The sequence below is a fragment of the Candidatus Cardinium hertigii genome (assembly GCF_050864855.1).
Lineage (GTDB): Bacteria > Bacteroidota > Bacteroidia > Cytophagales > Amoebophilaceae > Cardinium > Cardinium hertigii_C.
Genome location: NZ_JBOZWW010000056.1, coordinates 19,359 through 37,863 on the forward strand (window position 1 = coordinate 19,359; position 18,505 = coordinate 37,863).

At 37.6% G+C, this 18,505-nt stretch carries 10 protein-coding genes and 1 pseudogene; 4 read left to right on the forward strand and 7 right to left on the reverse strand.

Annotated features, from left to right (window positions below; genetic code table 11):
• Nucleotides 1-190 precede the first annotated feature (190 nt).
• Together ACRRVB_RS03025 and ACRRVB_RS03030 are read left to right on the forward strand one after the other, a co-directional pair.
• Nucleotides 191-1,596 (forward strand): annotated as a pseudogene (locus ACRRVB_RS03025) (IS5 family transposase).
• Nucleotides 1,597-1,646: 50 nt separating this feature from the next.
• Nucleotides 1,647-1,853 (forward strand): ankyrin repeat domain-containing protein, encoded by a 207-nt coding sequence (locus tag ACRRVB_RS03030; protein WP_432466567.1) that lies wholly within the window; start codon nucleotides 1,647-1,649, stop codon nucleotides 1,851-1,853.
• Between the two features lie 185 nt (nucleotides 1,854-2,038).
• Here ACRRVB_RS03030 and gltX read toward each other — a convergent pair whose 3' ends face one another.
• From gltX to ACRRVB_RS03045, 3 genes are all read right to left on the reverse strand, one after another.
• Nucleotides 2,039-3,538 carry a glutamate--tRNA ligase gene (gltX, locus tag ACRRVB_RS03035; RefSeq protein ID WP_432466510.1) on the reverse strand — a complete coding sequence of 500 codons (1,500 nt, stop codon included), beginning with the start codon at nucleotides 3,536-3,538 and terminating at the stop codon, nucleotides 2,039-2,041.
• A 97-nt stretch (nucleotides 3,539-3,635) separates the two neighbouring features.
• On the reverse strand, nucleotides 3,636-4,292 hold the full coding sequence (locus ACRRVB_RS03040) for a phosphatidylserine decarboxylase family protein (RefSeq protein ID WP_432466511.1): 657 nt from the start codon (nucleotides 4,290-4,292) through the stop codon (nucleotides 3,636-3,638).
• A gap of 83 nt (nucleotides 4,293-4,375) precedes the next feature.
• Nucleotides 4,376-5,212: a phosphatidate cytidylyltransferase gene (locus ACRRVB_RS03045; protein WP_432466512.1), complete on the reverse strand. Its 837-nt coding sequence runs from the start codon at nucleotides 5,210-5,212 to the stop codon at nucleotides 4,376-4,378.
• 342 nt (nucleotides 5,213-5,554) lie between these two features.
• On the opposite strand from ACRRVB_RS03045, the gene ACRRVB_RS03050 reads away from it, so the two are divergent.
• Together ACRRVB_RS03050 and ACRRVB_RS03055 are read left to right on the forward strand one after the other, a co-directional pair.
• Entirely contained in the window at nucleotides 5,555-9,115 is a 3,561-nt protein-coding gene (locus ACRRVB_RS03050; RefSeq protein WP_432466513.1) for a sodium:solute symporter family transporter, read from the forward strand.
• A gap of 202 nt (nucleotides 9,116-9,317) precedes the next feature.
• A complete protein-coding gene (locus tag ACRRVB_RS03055; protein WP_432466514.1) occupies nucleotides 9,318-12,854 on the forward strand; it encodes a sodium:solute symporter family transporter in 3,537 nt (1,178 codons plus the stop codon).
• Nucleotides 12,855-12,873: 19 nt separating this feature from the next.
• On the opposite strand, the gene ACRRVB_RS03060 is transcribed toward ACRRVB_RS03055, so the two are convergent.
• The 4 genes from ACRRVB_RS03060 to ACRRVB_RS03075 all read right to left on the reverse strand — a co-directional run bounded on the left by ACRRVB_RS03060 (nucleotide 12,874) and on the right by ACRRVB_RS03075 (nucleotide 18,426).
• A complete protein-coding gene (locus ACRRVB_RS03060) occupies nucleotides 12,874-14,349 on the reverse strand; it encodes a UDP-N-acetylmuramoyl-L-alanyl-D-glutamate--2,6-diaminopimelate ligase (RefSeq protein ID WP_432466515.1) in 1,476 nt (491 codons plus the stop codon).
• Complete coding sequence (locus ACRRVB_RS03065; protein ID WP_432466516.1) at nucleotides 14,349-16,520, reverse strand: penicillin-binding transpeptidase domain-containing protein; 2,172 nt, start codon at nucleotides 16,518-16,520, stop codon at nucleotides 14,349-14,351. The genes ACRRVB_RS03060 and ACRRVB_RS03065 overlap by 1 nt, the downstream gene beginning before the upstream one ends.
• Nucleotides 16,462-16,824, reverse strand: coding sequence for an FtsL-like putative cell division protein (locus ACRRVB_RS03070; protein ID WP_432466517.1), 363 nt, complete (start codon nucleotides 16,822-16,824; stop codon nucleotides 16,462-16,464). Before ACRRVB_RS03070 ends, ACRRVB_RS03065 begins: the two co-directional genes overlap by 59 nt.
• 102 nt (nucleotides 16,825-16,926) lie before the next feature.
• Nucleotides 16,927-18,426: a carboxypeptidase M32 gene (locus tag ACRRVB_RS03075; RefSeq protein ID WP_432466518.1), complete on the reverse strand. Its 1,500-nt coding sequence runs from the start codon at nucleotides 18,424-18,426 to the stop codon at nucleotides 16,927-16,929.
• Nucleotides 18,427-18,505: the final 79 nt, after the last annotated feature.

Genomic DNA, 18,505 nt, shown 5'->3' on the forward strand with positions numbered 1-18,505 from the left:
ATTAAAAATTAAAAACGTATTACGCGTAATCATATGCCCCAAACAGGATTACAACAATAGCGTAAAGGTTTATTTAGTCGGTCCTGAAATACTGTATAATTATTTGTTAATCAGCAAATAAATGGTTAAATTTGTATTGGTTAATAACCAGTTTTAGAGTTGTTTTGTATAAAAAGCTTGCAAAATAAGGATGAAATCTAAGAAAATAAATAATAGCCTTGAGCGTTTGTTTGAGCAACGCTTATCTAGTTTTCTTAACCCGAAACATCCTTTATTCCAGTTATCTGATTCGATTCCTTGGCACTCCTTAGCATCAGATTTAGACCGCGGTTTTAGCTATGGACCTGGTCAACCTCCTTTGCCTATTCGTTTAATTATAGGTCTTCTCATTATCAGTCATATGTATAATATTTCTGATGAACAAGTAGTGGTTAGATGGGTAGAAAACCCTTATTGGCAATACTTTTGTGGATATGATTATTTTCAGTTTAAGGTGCCTTGTAACCCCAGTTCATTGACCCGTTGGCGCCATAGATTAGGTCAAGAAGGTCTCAATAAAATCTTATCTATGACTATAGACTTATCGCTAAAAAAAAAAGTAGTGACCCGAAAAGAACTTGAAAAAGTTATAGCTGATACTACTGTAATGGAGAAAAATATCCGTTACCCAACTGACTCTTCTTTGCTTAATAAAGCCAGAGAAAAACTGGTCAGTATAGCCAAGAAAACAGGTATTAAACTGCGTCAAACTTATCAGCGGTTAGGTCTATCTATTAAACGTAAAGTTGATAGGTATGCTCATGCCAAACAGTATAAACGTTTATCCAAGGGCGTTAAAACATTAAAAACCTATCTTGGTCGGGTAATAAGAGATGTAGAACGTTCTATAGCATCCTGTGATGATCTAATACGCAACCAATTTACGCGCCTACTATCTATAAGTAAAAAACTTATAAATCAATCAAAAAATAGTAAAGATAAAGTTTATAGTATCCATGAACCCTCGGTCTACTGTGTGAGTAAAGGTAAGTCTAGAAATCCTTATGAGTATGGTTGTAAAGTACAATTTACATTGACCCATAAAAAAGGTTTAATTGTTTCTACAGAAGCGATACATCCTAATGCTTATGATGGCCATACTTTAGAGAAGAGTTTATTACAAGCCGAGCAATTATCTGGTACCAAGGTAAAATATGCTTTCGTAGATAAAGCCTATAGAGGTCATAATATTCCTGTTAATGAATGTGATATATTTATAAGTGGTTCTAAAAGGGGTATAACCCCTGCTCTAAAAAAAGCTATAAAAAGAAGATCTTCTATTGAACCGCATATCGGTCATATGAAAGCCGATGGTAAATTATCCGTTAACTATTTGAAAGGTATTTTAGGAGATAAACTTAACGTTATTTTATGTGCTATTGCTCATAACCTACGACTGATTACAAGAAAATTATTCTTAATACCCTCACAGTCAAATAAATTAAAACCTATATAATTAAAATTCTTAATCCAAAACCAGTTATACCTATATCTTGGGTAAGAAAAATAGAGCGCCTGATAAACCATATATATTATAAAGAAATATCCATTCAATAAATTTATTCAAAAATAATATTTCAGGGCCGACTAAGTACAAAAGGACGCACATCAATGAAAAAAAAGAAGATGGATGTACGCCACTTCATATTGCAGCATCTTTGAATAGAGTAGATATAGTAAACGCATTACTCACATCTGATGCTGAAGTCAACGAAAAAAATAAAAATGGTGAAACAGCTCTTGATTTAGCTAAGGCAAAGAACCATTCGGAATGTATTACGCTGCTAGAACAAATGATGCGAAATAAGCCTTGATTAACATTAAAAATGGTTACAAAGGCGCTGTGCTATCTTTCTGTAGTGCGCTAAAAACGCCAGACAAAAAAACAACAATTTTATCTTTAGATAACATCAATCCAAAACTATATATTTTAATTTTATAACCAGTATCTAAAATAGATTATGCAATCTATTTTAGATACACTTAACCATAAGCTCATCTATCCTATTTGTTCTAAAAATGTAGTAATTCTCGTATGCGTCTTCTTGTTACCCAGTAGGACTATAGTTTCTATAAGGTCTGGACCAGCCATTTTGCCTGTAAGGGCCATACGCAACAAAGGCATCATACCAGTAATACAGGTTGCTTGTAACAACTGTTTAAGCTCATGCGCATTCCATCCTACGAGGGTAGAAAGCCCTTTATGAAAAGCCATGATTCCTTCTTTGGTTTGGTGATGCCATTTTTGCTGGATTAGTTCAGCGTTATAATCTACAGGATCAAAGAAAAAAAATCTACCTTCTTGCCAGAAATCTTTTGGAAAAGTAATTCTATCTTTGACCAAGTTGCAAATGGCTACTGCATCTTGTTGGCTACAAACTATATTTTCTTGAGCAGCTTCTGTTATAAAGTAATCCGCCCAAGCAATTGGACCTTGTTTTTTAATATGTTGTTGGTTAAACCATTTGGCTTTTGCCATATCAAACTTAACACCTGATTTGCCCAATCGTTCCAAAGAAAAAGCCTCTATTAAGCCTGTTTTGGTAAATATTTCTTGATGGGTACCTGGGTTCCATCCCAATAAAGCCAAGAAATTCAACAATGCTTCTGGCAAATAGCCTGCTTCTCTAAACGCTTTTTCAACGGTGAGATCTGGGCTGTTCCAAGCGATAGGGAAGGCAGGAAAGCCATATTGATCGGCATGACGCTTACTTAATTTTCCTTGACCATCGGGGGCCAATAGCAGCGGTAGATGTATAAATTGGGGCATTGTATCTGCCCAACCTAGGCAACGGTACAACCATATATGAATAGGGGTAGAGGGTAGCCACTCTTCACCACGGATGACATGGCTGATTTGCATCAGATGATCATCTATCACACTGGCAAAGTGATAAGTAGGCAAACCATCTGACTTCATCAAAACCTTATCGTCCAAGACTGTAGTATCTACTTTTACCCAGCCACGAATGCCATCATGAAAACGTATAAGGGTTTTATGGGGTATTTTTAATCGAATCACATAGGGTTTGCCTGCGGCAATCCATTCCTTAACCTGTTCCATAGGCATGGTCAGTCCATTGCGCATCCATTCACGACTAGTAGCATTATATTGTGGGCTGGCCACCTTGGCTGCTTTAAGTCGTTCCCGCATCGCTTCAATTTCTGCTGGTGTGTCAAATGCATAATAGGCATGTCCACTATCCAATAAGGGTTGGATGTACTCCTGATAGATCCCGATCCGTTCAGATTGTTTGTAAGGACCAAATGGCCCCCCTTCTTGAGGCCCTTCATCTGGTACAATCCCTAGCCAGCTCAAGCTCTCTAAAATGTAAGCCTCCGCACCAGCCACCCAACGTTTTTGATCGGTATCTTCAATACGAAGTATAAAACTACCGCCTTCTTTTTGGGCTAAAAAGTAATTATAAAGAATGGTTCTAACACTACCAATATGTAGTGCGCCTGTTGGACTAGGTGCAAACCGCACACGTACTGCCATATATCAATGTGAAAAATAATACAAATACAATGGTTATAAAAACTTATCCTGACGGCCATTTAGTAGCTTATCCTGACGGCCATTTAGTAGATAGAAGCTATATTTTGGCCAAAACGGTAAGTCCACCTTTTACTTTATCCCCTACAGATACTTGAATATCGGCATCCAGGGGTAAATAAACTTCTGCTCTTGAACCAAACTTAATAAAGCCACATTTTTCACCTTGTTGAACTACTTCACCTTCTTTAAAATAAAACTTGATGCGACGTGCCATAAAACCAGCTATTTGTCTAAAAAGAATTTGCTGACCATTATCATTTTCAATTACAATAGAGGTTCTTTCGTTATGTGTACTGGATTTGGGATGAAAAGCAACCAGGTACTTACCTGGGTGGTACTTAAAAAAGACAATTTTGCCAGACATCGGAAATCGATTGACATGTACATTAAAAGGAGACATAAAGATACTAACTTTGATGCGATCTTCCCGTAAGTACTCTTCCTCATACACCTTTTGAATACCCAAAATTTTACCATCTGCGGGCCCCAATATATATTGATCTTGGGTATGAATGATCCGGTATGGATCCCTAAAAAAATAGATCAACCACAAATACAAAGCACCACTTACTACTGTAAATCCTATGGATTGGCGGTAACTAAAGACCACTTTTTTATGCATGCCATAATAAATCAGCAGCAATACAACGGGTGTCCATAATAAAATTCCTTTTCCTTCTTTATGTATTTTCATTATTAGAAGCCTTACAATCTATGGCTATAGTGGCGTTTTATAGATCACCCATTGGTCTACCAGTAGACTGGATTTGATCTTTTTTATCCACATAGCAAAGTTATTTGCAAAAATGCAACTACGGCAGGAATGGTTAGCAATAGGCTATCCACTCTGTCCAAAAGTCCTCCATGTCCTGGAATCATTTCGCTAGCGTTTTTTACATCTACACTCCTTTTAAGCAATGAGGCGACCAAATCTCCATAGGTCCCTGTAAGTATGGTAATGGCCGAGATGGCCAGCCACTGCCATGGGGGTAAAATAGTAAAAAAATAGGCTATACCATGACCTGTTACAAGGGCAAACAATGCCCCTCCCAAAAAACCCTCCCATGTTTTTTGAGGAGAAATTCGCTTAAAGAATTTAGATTTCCCTATGGTAGCACCCACTAGATAGGCCCCTGTATCCTGGCTCCAAACAATCACCAGTAAACCCAGTATCAATTGGTGCGAATAGATGCCTTTAAAAAAGGCCAAATAATGTAACATGCCACAAGGAACCGCAATATATACAATACCCAAAAAGGTAACCGCAATATCTAAAAAAGGATTAGAGGGCTTATGCCTATACAATGCAGCGATATATATAAAAATAGTGAATAAAATAGATCCATAACTTAATAAGGGTGAAAAGTTATCTTGAAGACAATAGGAGAAGGCTAGCGTATACAAAAGCAAGCCTAGCCAAATGCCGTAGCCACGCATAGGCGCAACATTTGCTTGTTTAAGCAGCTTATAAAACTCCAGCATTGCCAGCATGACTACATAAAAAAAAAGAAAAAAATAGGTCCATGCGGACCAAAAAATCGCAAAAACAATAACAGGTGTAAAGAAGACAATCGAAAAAAAACGTTGTACAAAATTGTTTTGTTTTTTCAACATAGCCATAGGAGCTGTTTTTAAATACAGAATAGACCCCTTGGATAATGTCTTATACCCAAGAGCCAGTAAAAGGTTGTTACAATGATATAAAATTTAATAGGAGGAACAAAATAGCTGCTGTCACGTAGCGCTTTTTACCCCATTTGGTATGGGTAAAGCTATAGAATTAACCCATTACAGCACTAAAAGTACCATCCGTCTCAAACGACACCAACCCAGATTGTAGAAAATTTTTACCATACCCCGTCTTGTACGGCTTTGTTTTTTAAACAAAAATTTGTATTATATAATTCATGTCTTCTATATAGTATTTTCTACACTTTTTTTAATTTGTTCCATTATATGATTTACTTAAACATGCCTATTGCAATAGTAGGGGCTTTTTTGGGATTAACCTTAGTAGTAGGTATTTACTTTAGTAGAAAAGAAACTTCACTACAGGGACACGCTGTAGGAAATAAAGAATTTTCTACAGCTAGTTTAGTGGCTACGGTATTGGCTACTGGATTTGGTGCAGGAGGATTGATTCGTAATGTGCAAGAGTACTATAATCAGGGTTTATATTGGATGCTTAAGGTCATTGGAGGCGTTTCCTTAGGTTACTGTGTAACAGCTTGGTTAGCGTTACGTATGGGACCATTTATGCGACATCTATCTCTAGCGGATAGCATAGGACGTATCTATGGAAAGCTCCCTAGATTCGTTGTTAGTATCTCTACTATTTGTTATTGTATTGTTACAATTACTGCGCAACTTGTTGCAATATCTAAGGGTATTAGTATATGTATAGGCTCGGATAATGCTGAAATTATTACGGTATTTTCAGCTTTAATTCTTATTTTCTATTCTTCTTTTGGAGGTATTCGTGCAGTTACCTATACTGATGTAATGCAATTTACCACATTTGCAATCATTATTCCGCTTTTGGCCTGGTTTATGTTCGTAAAATCAGGAAAATCAATAGTAGAAATGATTCCTATTTGGCAAAGTCAATCTAAATTTCAGTTCAAAAACCTGTTCCATCTTGATGCTAAACTGATAAATATTTTGTTCATCCTATTAGGTTCTTTAACTATTTCAAACCCTACAACAATACAAAGGATTTATATGGCTTCTAATTCTATTCAAGCCAGTAAGGTGTTTTTTTATTCTGGTATTTTTCGCATTATTATAACAATCTTTATAATTCTAGTAAGTCTTTTTGTTTTCATAGATGCGCCAGAATTACCTGTAGCAAATATTTGGAATTACATTATGAATAGTATTCCTCCTATGTTTAAAGGCTGTCTTGGTATTAGCATGATAGCCATGGCTATGTCTACAGCTGATTCTTATTTAAACATTTGCTCAGTTACGATTAGCCATGATATAGTAGAAGTTATACGAGGAGTAAAAAAAGCTACTTCGTCTTATCAACTTCGATTGCTTAGAATATCCAGTGTAATAGTAGGCTTATTGTCTATGTTGTTAGCTTTCTCTTGTCGAGATTTATTAGCATTACTCAAATTAGCTCTTAATGTTAGAACACCCATAACAGATGCTCCTCTCATACTGGCTATTTTTGGGTTTCGTGGTACCGCTCGTACTGCTTTGATTGGTATGTTTACAGGTACGTTATCTATTTTAGCTTGGAACAAATGGATTGCTCCAACAACTGACATACACGGCGCTTTCCCTTGTATGCTAGCCAATGGCTTGGCGATGCTAGCAGCCCACTATTTACTGAAGCAGCCTGAAAGTGCAGGTTGGGTTGGACCAGATCACCGGTTTAAACAAATGGAACAAGAAAATGCCCGTAAGCGGGCCGACCGAAAAGAAGCGATTAGAAATGGTTGGAAAAATAAAAAACTAAGCTTAACCAATCTAAAACCGAGCCATGCTACAATAGCATATATAGGATTTTATTTTTTCATTACTGGCTTGCTATATTATTTTACAACGGGTATTACAAATCATTTTTATTGGTTTGTATTTCACCTGATTGGATCAGCTTGTTGTTTGGGCTATCCATTTTTCTATGCTATTTCGAAAAAAGTAAGAGCCCTTCCAAATTGGTTTATTAGCCTATTTTGGCTAATAGCTTTATCGGTTTATATACCCTTAAATGTACTTTGGAACTGGTCGCATTTGGTAGAGCCCTACTTTAACCTTTCCTTGTCTTTAGCCCACCTTGCTGTAAGTTTATGGGTATTGCCGCTCTATATTGGTATAACTGCTATATCCGTTACCCTATTGCTATCCATATATCCCATCTATAGTGGATTTCCCCATCCAGTATTATGCTCCTTATTGCCACTACTTCTAGCAGGTCTATTCCTATTTACCATTATTATTTGTTTGAAAATAAATATAAAAAATCTTATCAGACAAAATATTTATCTAAAAGATCAAAAAAAGATTAGCGAATCACAAAAAATAAAAGCCTCCCTCTATGAGGCAGCTATGATTCCTTCTACGCATGCTGCGCCTTCTAAAAGGTATGGATCCATTTTAGCCCAAGTAGTACGTAAAGTAGAAGAATCTATTTCCTTTTTAGACAAGGACACGCCACTTTATAAAGAAGATTTTCAGACTATTATCCATAAATTTTATGACTGGATAGCTTATTTTAATAAAAGAGAAAAAGCGAAAGACCATACACTATTGCAAACTACTAAAATTACCTTAGCTAAACTGATTCGTCAAGTAGAGGTCAACCTATCCCAGGAGATCGATCATCCACCTAAGTTGCTGGTAGAAGACATAAGACCGCCTAATAATGGATTAAGTACCAGTATAGTATGTGATATCCATCAAGTAACCTACGCATTGGTGAAAATTATTTCACGAATGGGTAAGTTAACCGAAACCATTCCACCGATTGTTAAAGTAACACTCCATCCTACTGCTTTGCAGTTTAAACAAGCTGATGGTATTGGAAACAGTGGTCCTGTATATATCGATTTCCAAGCTATTGCGCTAATAATTAGTCTGGCTACTGCTGATGCTCATCATCTGCCTAAGGTAAAAGCGTGCTATCATGAAATAGATGGCATAGGTCCTAAAGGAGTGCAAGAGGCTTCACCATCTATAGATCTGGAGCAAGATACTCTATCCAGTGTAGTACGTGCCCATTATGGTTACCTAGAAACTTCTTTTGACCAAAAACAGTCTGCTATGCTTATGATATTGCCTATAGATGTTAGCGATATTCTGCATAACATGACTGCTAGATTGCCTATAGATTCTTTAACGACAGAAGCCCCTATTACCCCTAAGGAGCAAGCGGATTCGATGATGAAGCTGATGCAATTCCATGACCATGTGTGTAAAGCATCGTGTGAAACAGATCCTATTGATGTAAAGATTATTTCAGGTATACTTCTATTGCTTAGGAAGCACTTTGGATTTAAGCGCCATATCTCTGGACAATTGTTTTATGTACGGATAGTAGGGATTGCCCAACTGGTAGTAGATTGGGCATTTCACTCCCCTAAGGTGGTCTATGCTGCTTTGCTCTATGGATTGGTACGTCGTACCTGTTTGCCGCTTTCTTATATCAAGGAACATTATAACTTAGGCGTCTATGCTTTTGTATCCAATGTAATAAAAATAGACAAACGAGAAGAATTAGACCATCCCTCTTTGCTGTATGTGCAGAATAGACTGGCACAAGCCATTAAAGAAGAACATTTACAGCTTTCTGTACTGTTTATAAAACTGGCCGAACGGCTGTATGATTTACGTCATGCAGCTGGATACATTCATCTATCAGAAGTGAAGCATATCGCGCAAGAAACACTGAATATAGATGTGCAGATCGCCAATACATATCTGGACCCAGCAATAGGACAAGCATTAGAAGAGGCTGCTAAAGAGGCATTAGAGCTGTGTATCCCAATCGAAAAAGACCAACATAGTTAGAGGCTGCATGCGGATCCAATGGATATCCGTTTTATTTACCCTGCAAGAACGATCGCCTTAAACGACACAAAGTCTGATTTACCACTCTTTTAATATACCCCGATAGCTCTATTTTTATTTGGTTTTTTTAACCAAAATTTGTATTATTCAAGTTCATAGGTTCTCTATACTGTTTTCTATACCTTTTTTAACTTATTGATTTATGATTTACTTAAATATGGCTATAGCAATAGTAACGGCTTTTTTATTGTTAACACTAGTGGTAGGCATTTACTTTAGTAGAAAAAAAACCACTTTCCGAGAATATGCGGTGGGGAATAAACAATTTTCTACGGCTACTTTGGTGGCTACGGTGTTGGCTACTACTTATAGTGGAGGAGGATTGGTACGTAACATAGAATGCGTTTATGATCTTGGGTTATTTTGGATAACGATGCTAACTTTAGATTGTTTTGGTAGCTGGGTTATAAGTAAGTTCGCATTACGTATGGGTCCATTTATGCAACACCTTTCTATCCCAGAAACAATAGGTAGTATTTATGGTACCTATCCCAAGATTGTTACTGCTGTGTTTAGTATTTTGCATTCTACCGTTATGATAACTATGCAAATTATTGCAATATCCAAGGCTCTTTCAATGTGTCTGGGAGTGACTGACCTCTATCTACTAACTATTTTTTCCACTTTACTGCTTATTTTTTATTCTACTTTTGGCGGTGTTCGTGCCGTTACTTATACAGATGTATTACAGTTTATAACTTTTGCCATTATTATTCCCCTTTTAACCTGGTTTATGTTTATAAAAGTAGGCAAACCAGTTTCAGAAATTATTCCTATGCTACAAAGTCAAACTAAGTTTCAATTTAGAAACTTAGTTGGCTTTAACACCCAGCTGATAAGTCTGTTCCTACTACTTATAACTGGTTTAATTCCGTATGGGAGTCCTGGACTTATGCAACGGATCTATATGGCTTCTGGACCCATTCAGGCTCAAAAAGTTTTTGCATATACAATGTTTTTTGATTTTATTATAGGGTCTTTTATTATTCTAACTAGTCTATTTATTGTTGCAGAAGCACCAGATTTACCTATAACAGAAATTTGGGGATATATTATAGCTCATATCCCACCTGTCTTTAAAGGATTTCTTGCTATTAGTTTGCTGGCTATGGCGATGTCTACAGCAGACTCTCAATTAAATGCTTGTTCTGTTATATTTAGTAATGATATACTGCAAGCTATACAAAACAAAACAAAAATATCTGACGCTTATAAACTTAGAATAGCAAGGTGTACCACTTTAGTGGTCGGGCTATTAGCCATGCTAATAGGATTTAAATATAGAAATTTATTAACATTACTCTATTTGGCTATCGATTGCAGTGTACCTATTATAGCACCCCCTTTTATTTTGGCTGTTTTAGGGTTTCGAGGAACTTCTCGTACTGCTTTAATCGGTATGACTACAGGTATGCTAACTATCTTAACCTGGAATAAATGGGTGGAGCCTGAAACAAAAATGGATGGTGCCTTTATTGCTATGCTGGCCAATGGCCTTGCTATGCTAGGAGCCCACTATTTTCTGAAACAGCCGGATGGTACCGGTTGGACCAAACCTGATAATACTTTTAGACAAATCCAACAAGAAAATGCCCGTAAGCGCACGGAGCAAAAAGAAGCCATACAAAATGCTTGGAGCAATAGAAAAGATACTTTATCTAAACTGATACCCAATGACCTTACCCTATATTTAATAGGACTTTATACAATCAGTACCGCCATTCTAAGTTATTGGTTTATTAAACCAGATTGCATCGATTGTGCCATAATCCAAGTGGTTGTAGGTGCCTTTTTTATAGTTTCTAAAGCTTTCTTGGGCAAAATAGTTCCCAACTGGTTGATTAACCTAGTTGCACTCATAACCTTAGCGGTTTACCTACCCTTAAAACTGATTGAGAACTGGTGGGATATGGTAGATCCCATCTTTAGTCTAGCTTTATCTTTGACCCATTGTGCGGTAATTTTATGGATATTGCCGCTCCATCTGGCTATAGGGGTAGTAGTCACTACATTTTTAGGGGGCCTTATTGCATTTGGGGGGTCTTTTGCCCTATTCGCTTCCCTATGGCCACTATTCCTAGCCGGCTTATGTATCTTTGCCATTATGATCTTTTTTAAAACCAAAATAAATAAGCTTACCAGACAAAATATCTATCTAAAAGACCAAGAAAAGATTAGAGCCTCGCAACAGCTAAAAGCATCCCTCTATGAGGCGGCTTTGGTTCCCTCTACGCGTGCTACTGCTCCTAAAAGGTATGGATCGATTTTAGCCCAAGTAGTGCGTAAAATAGAAGAATCTATTTCCTTTCTAGACAACCATACACCCCTTTATAAAGAAGACTTTCAAACCATTATCCATAAGTTTTACGATTGGATTTCCTATTTTAACAGCAGAGAAATGGCCAAAGCACATGCACTATTGCAACCTACTAAAATTACTTTAGATAAGCTGATGCGTAAAGTAGAGGTTACTTTGTCTCAGGAGATAGAACATCCACCCAAACTACTGGTAAAAAAAATAAGAGCGCCCAATAACCCATTGGGTACCGATATAGTATGTGATATCCATCAAGTAACCTACGCATTGGTTAAAATTATTTTACGAATGGGTAAGTTAACCGAAACGATTCCACCGATTGTTAAAGTAACACTCCATCCTACTGCTTTGCAGTTTAAACAAGCTGATGGTATTGGAAACAGTGGTCCTGTATATATCGATTTTCAAGCTATTGCACTAGTAATCAGCTCTTCTACTGTCGATTATAATGCCCTGCCTAAGGTAAAAGCGTGCTACCATGAAATAGATTGTATGGATCTTAAAGAAGAAAAAGAGGCGCCACCATCGATAGATTTAGAACAGGATACCCTATTTAGTGTCGTCCGTGCCCATTATGGTTACCTAGAAACTTCTTTTGACCAAAAACAGTCTGCTATGCTTATGGTATTGCCTATAGATGTTAGCGATATTCTGCATAACATGACTGCTAGATTGCCTATAGATTCTTTAACGACAGAAGCCCCTATTACCCCTAAGGAGCAAGCGGATTCGATGATGAAGCTGATGCAATTCCATGACCATGTCTGTAAAGCGTCGTGTGAAACAGATCCTATTGATGTAAAGATTATTTCAGGTATACTTCTATTGCTCAGGAAGCACTTTGGATTTAAGCGCCATATCTCTGGACAATTGTTTTATGTACGGATAGTAGGGATTGCCCAACTGGTAGTAGATTGGGCATTTCACTCCCCTAAGGTGGTCTATGCTGCTTTGCTCTACGGATTGGTACGCCGTACCTGTTTGCCGCTTTCTTATATCAAGGAACATTATAACTTAGGCGTCTATGCTTTTGTATCCAATGTAATAAAAATAGACAAACGAGAAGAATTAGACCATCCCTCTTTGCTGTATGTGCAGAATAGACTGGCACAAGCCATTAAAGAAGAACATTTACAGCTTTCTGTACTGTTTATAAAACTGGCTGAACGGCTGTATGATTTACGTCATGCAGCTGGATACATTCATCTATCAGAAGTGAAGCATATGGCGCAAGAAACACTGAATATAGATGTACAGATCGCCAATACATATCTGGACCCATCAATAGGACAAGCATTAGAAGAGGCTGCTAAAGCCGCATTGGAGCTGTGTACCCTTTCCGAAAATGACCAACATAGTTAAAGCAGAACAATAAGTTGGTTTACAACTCAACTACTTTTGCATCGCCTAAAATTTCTTGAGCAATTTTTGCTTCAAAAAAAGGATATTTTACCCCTTTGATCTCTTCATAATATTGATGGCCTTTCCCTGCTATTAAAATCAGATCGTTTGCCTGCGCCAGTAAACAAGCTGTTTTAATGGCCATTGCTCTATTTAAGATATGAAGCACTTTCGACAAGGCTACTTTAGGTACACCTTGTTGCATCGCATTGATAATTTCTTGTGGATCTTCTTCTCTTGGATTATCACTGGTAAATATAGCGATATCACTATTTTGAGATAGAATCTTTCCAATCATTGCCCGTTTTTGTTGGTCACGATTGCCTCCACATCCCATAACCGCAATAAGCCTGCTGCCAGCAGGGCGGATGGCATGCAAGGTATCCATTACCTTTTGAAGGGCATCTGGCGTATGGGCATAGTCTATTATAACTTGTTGTGATTTTCTATGGTGCACCCGGTTCATTCTTCCTACAATAGGGGGAATCGCCGAAAGTGCTACCAAACATTCTTGACTACTTAACCCCAATAACTGAGCGGTACCATAAGCAGCCAACAGATTACTGCCATTAAAGGCACCCAGCAGTTGAAACCATATCGATTGATGGGCTAAGTTCAACTCCAACCCATCTAAAGTATTGGTCACTATTTTTGCTCTAAAATCAGCAACGTCTTGAAGTGAAAAAGTAAACTTTTGAGCCTTACAGTTCTGAAGCAGTATTGGACTGTGTTTGTCTTGCTGGTTCATAAGGGCAAAAGCAGTAGAAGGCAAATGGTCAAATAGTTTTTTTTTAGCCTGAATATATTGGGAAAAGTTAAGGTGATAGTCCAAATGTTCATGGGTAATATTGGTAAAAATAGCACCTGTAAAATGGAGGCCTGCCAACCTTTCTTGCACTATGGCATGTGAACTGGCTTCCATAAAACAATATTGGCAACCCGATGCGACCATAAGATGTAAGAATGACTGTAATTGCAAAGGATCTGGCGTGGTATGACTAGCAGGATAGGTTTCATCTAAAATTTTATTGTATATGGTAGAAAACATACCAGCTTTATAGCCCATTTTCCGAACCATATGATACAATAAGTGTACAATAGTAGTTTTACCATTTGTACCAGTAACTGCTACCAAAGTTAGTTTTTTACTAGGCTGTTGATAAAAATTAGCAGCGATGATCCCCAGTGCTTTAGCGGTAGAAGAAACTACTATATAGGTTATATGTTCCTGAATGGACTCAGGCAGCCATTCGCATACAATAACGCTACTACCTGCTGCTATGGCCATTGATATATAGCTATGTCCATCCAATTGGCTACCATTTATAGCAATAAAACAAGAATGGGGTACTGCTTTACGGCTATCAAAACAAATACTTTCTACAGATAGATCGGCTGAACCGCATATTTTTTTTACAGAAATGCCCACTAGAAGCTGTTGAAGATGGTGCATCATTACTTTAATGAAATAGTAATATGGTTATCGATTATTTTAGATTGTTTGGATACTGCCCCATGTATATTACCCACTACTGTAACTTTAAGGCCATGTTCTTCTAATAAAAAGAGTGCATCCTGTAGCTTCATATGCAATACATAAGGTACTTCTTTTAAAGAAGGGTTGTGCTGAAAGGTTACACCTGTAGGACTGATCTGCATAGTGCCCCAATCTGCGGCTATATCATTTATAGGTTCAGGGAGGTGCAAACATTGGCACAAAAAACGGAGTTCATGGGTATTACCTACATTAGAGCGTAAAGTGGGATGTGACCCTAGAGATCCATTAATGGGTTGTCTTGCCTGCAAATCCTTCCCAGCTATTCTATCGACAATATCTTTAAATATAGGTGCAGGTACTTCTGAACCAAAGCGAAAGGTTGCACCTTGTGGATCATCTACTACAATAATGCAACTATAATAGGGACGATCTGCTGGAAAATAACCAGCAAATGAGGTAAGGTGGTGGTCTGTATACCTTCCATTCAGCAATTTTTGAGCAGTACCTGTCTTGCCAGCTATTTTATAAAATCCATGCTTAATGCGTTGTGCAAGCCCCCTTTCTACGGTTCCTTCTAACATAACTTTCAGTTTATGCAAGGTTTCATCTGAACAGATCTTTTCTTTTAAGACTGTAATTGGAAAAGTTTTGATGATGCCATGGGTTGATTGTATATGTTGCACAAACATAGGCTTAACCATTTTACCATTATTGGCTACTGCGTTATAGAGTACCAACATCTGAAGTGGGGTTACCTGTACGTTGTAACCAATAGAAAGCCATGGAAGTGCTACGCCACTCCACATTTTGCTTTTCGGAGTAATCATATAGGGTTTCCCTTCTCCAGCTAGTTCAATCCCCAATGGTTGGTGGATACCCAACTGCTCCATATAATGGATAAATTTTTGAGGATCTGCACCAAATGTTTCATGAATGGCCATAGAGATACCCACATTAGATGATTTTTCAAATACCTCTTGCAGGGTAAGCAATCCATATCCTCCTTTTTTAACATCTTTCATCGATCTGTTGTAAAAGCGTACGACGCCTTGACCGGTATCTATTGGCTTGGTAAGCGGCCATCTGGTTTCTTCTAATAAAGCCAACATAGATGGCAACTTAAAAATTGAACCAGGTTCTACCCTACCTTGATGGCCTATGGCATAGTTATAGGCTTCTATATATTTTCCAGATTCTGTACGAGACAAATTAGCCATTGCTTTAATAGCTCCAGTAGCAACCTCCATTACAATCGCACAACCATTTTGCGCATCTGTTTGCTCAAGAACGGTTAACAAACTGCTTTGGGCTACATCTTGTAAATTGATATCTAATGTAGTGACCAAATCACATCCATGTATAGGTGGTATCACGGTACCCTCTGGAACACTTTTCCAATTGCCACTTGCTACTTTCTGATACAGTGTCTTTTCATCTACTCCTTTCTTACCACCTACTACTTTCTGATAAAGTGCTTTTCCATCTACCCCTTTTAATACCTGGTTAAAGGAATATTCTAAACCATACCCATGTGTTTCCCTTTGCATGCCAATGGTACGTCTGGCCAATTCTTTAAAAGGATTATACCTTTTGTATTGCGCTTCAAAAATCACCCCTCCCTTAAACCTACCTTGATTAAAAATAGGCCAACGGCTCATCATTTTCTTTTCTTCATAGGTGATGTATCCTTGATCCAACAGTAGGTACCTCCGTTTTCTGGCACGCGCATCTGTAATTAACTTTTTGTAATAATCAGGAGGATGGATTTTATAAAAATCAGACAATGCTTGGCTAAGTGGATCTATGCCTGTTTTCAAACAGACATCTGAAGCCACAACAGGGTCTAAAGCAACTCTATAAAAGGGAAGAGAAGTGGCCAATAAAGCGCCATCATCGCCATAAATATTACCTCTAGTGGCTAGAATAGGTCTATATTCCAATTGTGCCACTTTGGCACGATGGCGCCACTTGTCTATTTCTAAAAACTGTAAATGCACTATCTTCCATATAACGACCCCGACAAAAAATAGAACAGAAAGAAAGACTATTCTGGCACGTAATAAAATTGCCTTAGTATGCGTCACTTTTTTTATTGTATCTAATGGTGTAAGGGGGGGTTTTACTTTCATAAATAGCCAATGGTGCAACCATTCTAGCTACTTCAGATTGTTTGCTGTCAAACATATACCTAGATTGCAACCGCATATGTTTCACACGAAGCCCATCTACCATAGGCTGGAGCTGATGGATTTTATGCAAAATTTTTTCATGGTAATGGGCATTCCAAATATAAAGCAACCCTAAACAGAAAAGGTACAATAGACGAAATACATAGTAAGGGGTATCTAAAGAGATGTCTTTTAAACCCAACTTTTTTTCCAATCGACCGAATAAAGTGAATCTTTTAATAGGTTTATAACTATTTTCCTTCATTTCTATCATCAGAAGCCATAACTTTTTTAAAAATCTACTTTTTTACCACCGCTAATATAAAAAATAAGTCGGCATAGGAACCTAACTACAATTTTGATAGGATTACAAATTTTGATATTTTTTTCTAATATAATCTTTGTAGGGTTGCGTAGATATAGGATGACCGGTAACACGTTGCATACTTTCCGTAGCATTATACATTCTACCAAACTGATGAATATGGGCATACAACCAATCCTTCATAAAGGAAAATGATCCTTCTCTTACCTTTACATCCCAGTCTGGAAAAGATTGAACAAAAGCAGCAAAATATTGAACCGCGTAGATATTACCCAATGCATAAGTTGGAAAATAACCAAAATGACCCGAAGACCAATGAATATCTTGTAAACATCCTTCCGCATCATTTTTAGGTGTAATCCCCAAAAGCGCTTGCATCTTCACATTCCACATCTCTGGCACATCTGATACATCCATAGTCCCCTCTATCAATGCTTTTTCTAGTTCAAACCTAAGGATAATATGCAATGGATAGGTTACTTCATCCGCATAAATACGAATACAAGAAGCTTGCACATGATTGATGTGGCGGTAAAAATTGGCAAGTGATAACTCCTTAAAATGAGGAAAATATTTTTCAAAAATAGGATACATATAGGACCAAAAAGGAAGAGACTGACCTACCATCACTTCCCACCACCTAGATTGACTTTCATGCACCCCCATTGAAACAGCTTGGCCGTAAGGTGTAGCCCAGTCTTCTTTAGAAAGGCCCAATTCATAAAGTGCATGGCCACCTTCATGTAAAACAGCAAAGATATTCTGCAACAATCCACCTTCTAGATTGGTAGTTACCCTTACATCAGAAGGATGTATACCCGAACAAAAAGGATGTGCAGAACAGTCTAACCTGGTATTTTCACCACTAATCCCTATGGTCTTTAAGAGCAAATGGTTGAATCGCATTTGTGCTTCTTCTGGAAAAGAATGGTCAAAAGACACCTTATAAGGACTACCTCTTCCATCGGTCTTTTTCACGATAGCAGATAAAAAAGAAGATAGGTCGGCAAAAAGAGTGGACAAAGTAGAAGCCGTTACACCAGGTTCATACAAATCAATTAATGCATCATAAGGACTAGCTACATAGCCTAATAGATTAGCCTTTTCTCGATTAAGATCGACTACTTTTTGCAACCAAGGACGAAATAAGGCAAAATCAGAAGTTCCTCTAGCCTGTTTCCATACTTCCGTTGCAGCAGTGGTAGTAGCATAGTATGCCTGAACAAAAGATTGTGGCAATTTAGTGATCCGCTTAAAATCCTTACACCACTGCTTGAGATTGGATGCTGCTATTGCAGATAAACCTTTTAACTTAATTTCTTCTGTTTCTATATCAACCATTTCTGACAAGGCATCTCGGTATCTACTACTGGTTGCCTCTCCATGCGCTAAGCTAGCAACATAAGCAAGTTGCTTGGCACGTATATCGACCGCACCAGCTGGCATATAGGTTTGCTGATCCCATGATAAGAGTCCTTTTATCTGACGAAGCAACTGAACATGGCTAAATTTTTCTACAAAACTTTTGTATAGTAACATCATATTTTCGTTAAAAATGAACCCAAGAAAGTTAAAACGAATGGCACCTGCTCAATCTTTTATTATGTATACAAAAGCGCTT